A 6,264-nucleotide genomic window follows, 5' to 3' on the forward strand; every position below is an offset into this window, starting at 1 on the left:
AAAACATTCAAGGAGGAATGCAAATGAACCAACCTGAACAACGCAAAAACCGACTTCTGGCCCTGTTTCTTGGCGGATTCTTTGGGCTTTTAGGTGCAGATCGCTTTTACCTCGGCAAATGGAAAACGGGCCTGCTCAAGGCAGTGACGCTGGGTGGGGTAGGTATCTGGTGGTTCCTGGATATTGTTCTGTTGGGCACGGATGCCTTCCTTCATACATTTGGCCGCGACACCGGGTTTGTGAAGGATTCCCGGGGGCGAGACCTGAACTATGGCCTTTCGTTCTGGCGGATCAAGAACGGGCAGATTGTCAGGGACTGGTTCTGAGTTAACGGGCCGGGCAATAGAAATGGATTTTTATTCTGGATAAATCAAGGGAACTGATATGCGTGTTTATGATTTTCTGAAGTACCTGTTTTCTGTGGTGGGGGGTGCTTTGCTCGTTGGAGCCTTTCTCTGGTATCAGAGTACAGTCACGTTTCTGGACGAGGCGTTGGAGGCGCCGGGCGTTGTGACCGACCTGGTTTATTCCCGCTCTGGAGATTCCAGTAGTTATTACCCGGTGGTGCAGTTTGAAGACGCCAGCGGTCAGTTGATTGAATTCCAGTCATCATCCGGCAGTAACCCTGCTTCCTACAGCCGCGGTGAGGAGGTGTCGGTTTTCTATCTGCCCGGAGAGCCGGGGAGTGCACGTATTAATGGCTTCTTCTCGTTGTGGGGTGGTGCGTTAATCATGGCAATTCTGGGAGGAACGTTTTTCCTGGTTGGCAGTTTGATGGTGATAGTGCCTTTGATCAGAAAAGGCAGAGGCGCAAAACTGCGAGAGAGTGGCCAGCTGGTGACTGCCCGTATCCAGGGGGTGGAGCAGAATACCAGTCTGGTCATGAACGGCCAGAGCCCCTTCAGGATCGTCACTCAATGGCAGGATCCCGCAACGGCGAAACTCCATGTTTTTCGTAGCGATAACCTGTGGTTCGACCCGAGTGATCACATTCCGGGAGAGTCGATCAGCGTGTATATCCGCCCGGACAATCCCAAACGCTACTGGGTCGATACCTCCTTCCTGCCCAAAGTGGCATCCTGAGCGCGTCAGGGGAGAGGCACTCTACGCCTCTCCCCTGACGGCTCACGCTTCCCGCAGCTCCCGGGCCGCAGCCACCATGCCCCTGAGCGCCGGGATCACCTCGTCCCACGAACGGGTTTTCAGCCCGCAGTCCGGGTTGATCCAGAGCCTTTCTGCAGGAATTCGTTCCGCGGCCTTGTTCATCAGCGAGACGATATGGTCCGTGCCAGGCACATTGGGCGAGTGGATATCGTACACCCCCGGGCCGATGTCGTTGGGATACTGGAAGCCCTTGAAGGCGTCCAGCAGTTCCATGTCGGACCTTGAGGTTTCGATGGTGATGACATCCGCGTCCATGCGGGCGATGGCTTCAATGATGTCGTTGAATTCCGAATAGCACATGTGGGTGTGAATCTGGGTTTCGTCTTTCACGCCGTTAGCAGTAATTCGGAAGGCTTCGATGGCCCAGTCCAGGTAGGTCTGCCAGTCACTCCGGCGCAGGGGCAGGCCCTCCCGAAGGGCGGCTTCGTCAATCTGGATGATGTTGACGCCGGCCTGTTCCAGGTCCAGCACTTCTTGCCGTATGGCCAGTGCCAGTTGCAGGCAGGTGTCTTTCCTGGGCTGGTCGTCACGAACGAAGGACCAGTTCAGGATGGTGACCGGGCCGGTGAGCATGCCTTTCAGGGGCTTGTCGGTGAGGGACTGGGCGTAGCGGATCCATTCCACGGTCATGGCTTTGGGTCGGGAGATATCGCCGAACAGGATGGGTGGTTTTACGCACCGTGAACCGTAAGACTGCACCCAGCCGAAGCGGCTGAATACATAGCCTTCCAGTTGCTCGCCGAAGTACTCCACCATGTCGTTGCGCTCGGCTTCACCATGCACCAGAACGTCCAGGCCCAGTTTCTCCTGCTCCTCGATGCAGTGGCGGATTTCGTCGCGGATTTTTGCTTCGTATTCCTCGGGCTGGAGTTCGCCTTTGCGAAACTCGAGTCGCGTCTGACGGATGTCCCTGGTCTGGGGAAAGGAACCTATGGTCGTTGTCGGGTAGCGTGGCAGCTTCAGGTGGCTGGCCTGGATCGCCGAGCGCTTCTGATAGTCGCTTTTGCGCTGGCCCAAGTCCGAGGTAATTGCCGCGACGGCTTTGCGGACCTGCGGATCTGTTACAAGCGTTGAGTTCCTGCGGCTGAGTATCGCATCCGCATTGGTGTTCAGCGCGTCGGCGATTGTCTCCCGGCCTTCAGTGAGGGCTGTCGCCAACAACCGCAGTTCCGCCAATTTCTGCCGTGCGAAGGCCAGCCAGGAGCGTATTTCAGGGTCCATGGTGGTTTCGTTGTTCAGGTCTACCGGTACATGAAGTAGTGAGCAAGAAGGCGCCAGCCAGAGCCGCTCCTGCAGCTTCTGGTGCAACGGCTCAAGCCAGTCCAGGGTTGCCTGGAGATCGGTCTTCCAGATATTGCGACCATCAATCACGCCGAGGGAGAGTACCTTGTGCCCCGGCAGCCAATCTGAGACGCGTGCTACTTCGTCACGGGCATTGGTGGCGTCCAGGTGGAGGCCGGCTACCGGCAGTTCGCAGGCCAGTTGCAGGTTCTCCCGCAGTTGTCCGAAATAAGTGGTCAGTAACAGCTTTACGGGGCTGGCCTTGAGGTTGTGGTAGGCCAGGTTCAGGGCGTGCCGCCACTCTCCATCCAGTTCTGTGACCAGTATTGGCTCATCAATCTGTACCCACTCCGCGCCATTGTCGGCAAGGAGTTGTAGCAGTTTTCCGTAAATGGGCAGCAGATCGTCCAACAGGCTGAGCCTGTCGGTTTCGTCCTTGGATTTGCCCAGCCAGAGGTAGGTGACAGGGCCGATGATCACGGGTTTGGCGTTAACGCCTTTAGTCTTCGCTTCTGCCAGTTGCTCCAGTAGTCTCGTCGGGTCAAGGGCAAACCGTGTGTTGGCATCGAATTCCGGGACGATGTAGTGATAATTGGTGTCGAACCACTTGGTCATTTCGCCCGCGTGGACGCCGCAACAGTCGCCGTCACCCGGGGATCGGCCACGGGCAATGCGGAAGTACCGGTCCAGTTCATTTTCTTCGGCTTTGCCGGCCCGGTCTGGCAGGTTGCCAAGGGTGGCGCTCATGTCGAGCACCTGGTCATAAAGTGAGAAATCTCCCACTGGAGCCAGGGTCAGTTGTTGCTGGTCTTTCCAGTTGTGGTCGCGGAGCCTGGCCGCTGTTTCCCGCAGGGAGTCTTCGTCCAGTTCGCCTTTCCAGAAACCCTCAAGGGCAAACTTCAGCTCCCGGCGCTCGCCGATCCTGGGAAAACCCAGATTGTGTGTGGTTACCATGGTGAATCTCCTGTTCTTTGTCCTGAATCAGGCACCAAGGCTAGCGATGAAATATTATGAACAAAAATGGTATTATCTCATCATTCCATGAAATTAATTCAACAAAGGCCTTGGGATGATTGAACGTAACCACCTTGAGATCGTCCGCGAAGTGGATCGGTGCGGCTCTCTGACTGCGGCGGCGGATGCCTTATGCCTGACCCAGTCTGCCCTCAGCCATGCGATGAAAAAGCTGGAACAGCAGCTTGGCACCGACGTCTGGGTTCGTGAGGGGCGGAAACTACGGCCGACTCAGTCAGGCCTGTACCTGCTGTCCCTGGCGAACCGGCTGTTGCCCCAGTTTGAGCATGCCGAGGAGTTGGTCGGCCAGATTGCCCGGGGCCAAAGAGGTAGCCTGCGAATCGGCATGGAGTGCCATCCCTGCTATCAATGGTTGCTCAAGGTGGTAGGGCCTTACCTGGAGCAGTGGCCGGGGGTGGACGTGGATGTGAAGCAGCGCTTCCAGTTCGGCGGCATCGGGGCATTATTTGGCTATGATATAGACGTGCTGGTAACCCCGGATCCTTTGCATCGGAAGGGGTTGGTATTCGCGCCGGTGTTTGATTATGAGCAGGTTCTGGTGGTGCACAGCGCCCATCCATTGGCCTCAAAAGTCTGGGTTGAGCCTGCGGATCTGGAGAGCGAAACCCTGATCACCTATCCGGTGGATGCGGAGCGGCTGGATATCTATACCCGGTTCCTGCTGCCGGCCCACAGCAGTCCGGCCCGGCACAAGACCATCGAAACCACGGATATCATGTTGCAGATGGTGGCTGCGGGGCGGGGCGTGTCGGCGCTGCCCCGCTGGCTGGTAGAGGAGTACGCCCATCAGATGCCGATTATTCCGGTAAGGCTGGGAAAAAAGGGGATCGACAAACAGATCTTCCTGGGGCTGCGGGAACGGGATGCGGGTGTGGAGTATTTGCAGTCGTTTATGGCGATGGCCCGTGAGACCACCTGGGGTCTCGCCTGAAACCGGTTTCTCGGGCTACATTGTCCTAGATGTTCGCCGGGGCCTTCTTCTTCGGTTAAAATGCGCGAAATTATTCATCGGGGAATCTGATCATGAGCGAAACGCCCGCAGATCTGAAATACATTGAGACTCACCAGTGGGTGCGCGTGGCTGATGATGGCACCGCAACCGTCGGCATTACGGATTTTGCCCAGGATCAGCTGGGGGATATCGTTTTTATTGGTGTTCCGGATGTGGGCACGTCGGTTACCGGGGCAGAGGAAGCTGGGGTCGCTGAGTCTGTGAAGTCGGCTTCCGATGTGTTCAGTCCGGTCACCGGTGAGGTGATTGAGGTCAATGAGAGCCTTGAGGATGAGCCTGAGAAGGTGAATGAGGATCCTTATGGCGACGGCTGGTTGTTCCGGGTGCGGTTGGCGGATCCGGGGGAGCTGGATGGCCTGATGGATTCTGTTGCCTATGCGGAGCATGTTGCTTCCGAGGAATGACGTTTGTTGTTTTTGAGCATGGATCAAGCCGGGTGGGCCTTCCAGAAAACGCCTCAAGAAGTCCCTGTGCGGCTTGGGCTCCGCCATCCGTGGCTCCGCACATTTCTGGAAGGCCCACCCGACTTGATCCCCGGTCTCCAGTGCCGGCCTCGTCGATACAAGCACTCAGCTTTCTTTCTATTCTTTCTTCAGGCGGTTCTCTATGAATTTCCCGGTTTTATACCTTCGCAAAGGCGCCGAGCGCAGGCTCAGGGCTGGCCATCTTTGGGTTTACAGTAATGAAGTGGATACCCGTCGCTCACCCCTGACGGATTTTGAGGCCGGTGTCCAGGCGGAGCTGCGGGCTGCCAATGACAAGCCTATGGGGACGGTGTTTGTGAATCCCCATGCGCTGATCTGCGGTCGACTGATCAGCCGCAACGCTGCCCATGGCATGACGCCTCAGCGTCTTACCGATCGGGTGGAGACAGCGCTGGCGTTGCGGGAGCGGTTGTTTGATAAGCCGTTCTATCGCTGGGTGTTTGGTGACAGCGATGGGTTGTCCGGGCTGGTGATTGACCGCTTTGATGATGTGGTGGTGGTTCAGATTTCCACCGCCGGCATGGAGCAGATGAAGGAGTCGATTGTTCGGGCGGTTCTGCGGCTGGCGCATCCACGGGCGATTATCCTCAAGAACGACGGTAAGATGCGCAAGGTGGAGGGGCTGGATACCTACGTTGAGCAGGCCCATGGGCCGGAGGTTGATCTCCTGCAGGTTGAGGAGAACGGGGTTCGTTTCGAGGTGCCCATGGAAGGTGGACAGAAGACCGGCTGGTTCTATGATCACCGCATGAACCGGCAGCGTTTGCAGGCCTATGCGCCGGGCAAGCGGGTGCTGGATGTGTTCAGTTACGTGGGCGGCTGGGGTATTCAGGCGGCCTGTGCCGGAGCGACGCAGGTGACCTGCGTGGACAGTTCCGCCGGTGCCATCGATTCGGTTCATCACAATGCCAGGATCAACGGGCTGGATAATATTGAAACCATCGAGGGCGATGCCTTTGAAGCCCTGAAGGCACTGTGTGAGGAAAAGGAAAAGTTCGACATCGTGGTGCTGGACCCGCCGGCGCTGATTCCACGGCGGCGTGACCAGAAGGCCGGGGAAGAGGCCTATGCACGCCTGAACCAGTTAGGCTTGCGGCTGCTGGACCGGGATGGGCTGCTGGTGTCTGCGTCCTGTTCCATGCATCTGTCCCAGGAGAAGCTGACGGATATTATCCGTAGCAGTGGCCGCAAGATTGATCGGTTTGTGCAGTTGCTGGAGCAGGGGCATCAGGCGCCGGATCACCCGGTGGTGCCGGGAATTCCGGAGACGGATTATATCAAGAGCTG

At 57.3% G+C, this 6,264-nt stretch carries 6 protein-coding genes; 5 read left to right on the forward strand and 1 reads right to left on the reverse strand.

Annotation, left to right across the window (positions count from 1 at the left end; all coding sequences use genetic code 11):
• Nucleotides 1-23 precede the first annotated feature (23 nt).
• Both ACESMB_RS14185 and ACESMB_RS14190 read left to right on the forward strand, forming a co-directional pair.
• On the forward strand, nucleotides 24-326 hold the full coding sequence (locus ACESMB_RS14185; RefSeq protein WP_372927563.1) for a TM2 domain-containing protein: 303 nt from the start codon (nucleotides 24-26) through the stop codon (nucleotides 324-326).
• Between the two features lie 58 nt (nucleotides 327-384).
• Complete coding sequence (locus tag ACESMB_RS14190) at nucleotides 385-1,083, forward strand: DUF3592 domain-containing protein (RefSeq protein WP_372927564.1); 699 nt, start codon at nucleotides 385-387, stop codon at nucleotides 1,081-1,083.
• Nucleotides 1,084-1,125: 42 nt separating this feature from the next.
• On the opposite strand, the gene metE is transcribed toward ACESMB_RS14190, so the two are convergent.
• Nucleotides 1,126-3,399 carry a 5-methyltetrahydropteroyltriglutamate--homocysteine S-methyltransferase gene (gene metE / locus ACESMB_RS14195; RefSeq protein WP_372927565.1) on the reverse strand — a complete coding sequence of 758 codons (2,274 nt, stop codon included), beginning with the start codon at nucleotides 3,397-3,399 and terminating at the stop codon, nucleotides 1,126-1,128.
• 115 nt (nucleotides 3,400-3,514) lie between these two features.
• On the opposite strand from metE, the gene ACESMB_RS14200 reads away from it, so the two are divergent.
• The 3 genes from ACESMB_RS14200 to ACESMB_RS14210 all read left to right on the forward strand — a co-directional run.
• Nucleotides 3,515-4,411, forward strand: a complete 897-nt coding sequence (locus tag ACESMB_RS14200; RefSeq protein ID WP_372927566.1) for a LysR family transcriptional regulator — start codon at nucleotides 3,515-3,517, stop codon at nucleotides 4,409-4,411.
• 92 nt (nucleotides 4,412-4,503) lie between these two features.
• Nucleotides 4,504-4,896: a glycine cleavage system protein GcvH gene (gene gcvH, locus ACESMB_RS14205; protein WP_372927567.1), complete on the forward strand. Its 393-nt coding sequence runs from the start codon at nucleotides 4,504-4,506 to the stop codon at nucleotides 4,894-4,896.
• Nucleotides 4,897-5,098: 202 nt separating this feature from the next.
• A partial coding sequence (locus tag ACESMB_RS14210; protein WP_372971897.1) for a class I SAM-dependent rRNA methyltransferase occupies nucleotides 5,099-6,264 on the forward strand: 1,166 nt, incomplete at its 3' end.

This window comes from Marinobacter sp., from assembly GCF_041686475.1.
Lineage (GTDB): Bacteria > Pseudomonadota > Gammaproteobacteria > Pseudomonadales > Oleiphilaceae > Marinobacter.

Coding starts and splice junctions, on each gene's coding strand:
- metE (WP_372927565.1), bottom strand. CDS start 3,399: ATGGTAACCACACACAATCTGGGTTTTCCCAGGATCGGCGAGCGCCGG.
- ACESMB_RS14200 (WP_372927566.1), top strand. CDS start 3,515: ATGATTGAACGTAACCACCTTGAGATCGTCCGCGAAGTGGATCGGTGC.
- gcvH (WP_372927567.1), top strand. CDS start 4,504: ATGAGCGAAACGCCCGCAGATCTGAAATACATTGAGACTCACCAGTGG.
- ACESMB_RS14185 (WP_372927563.1), top strand. CDS start 24: ATGAACCAACCTGAACAACGCAAAAACCGACTTCTGGCCCTGTTTCTT.
- ACESMB_RS14190 (WP_372927564.1), top strand. CDS start 385: ATGCGTGTTTATGATTTTCTGAAGTACCTGTTTTCTGTGGTGGGGGGT.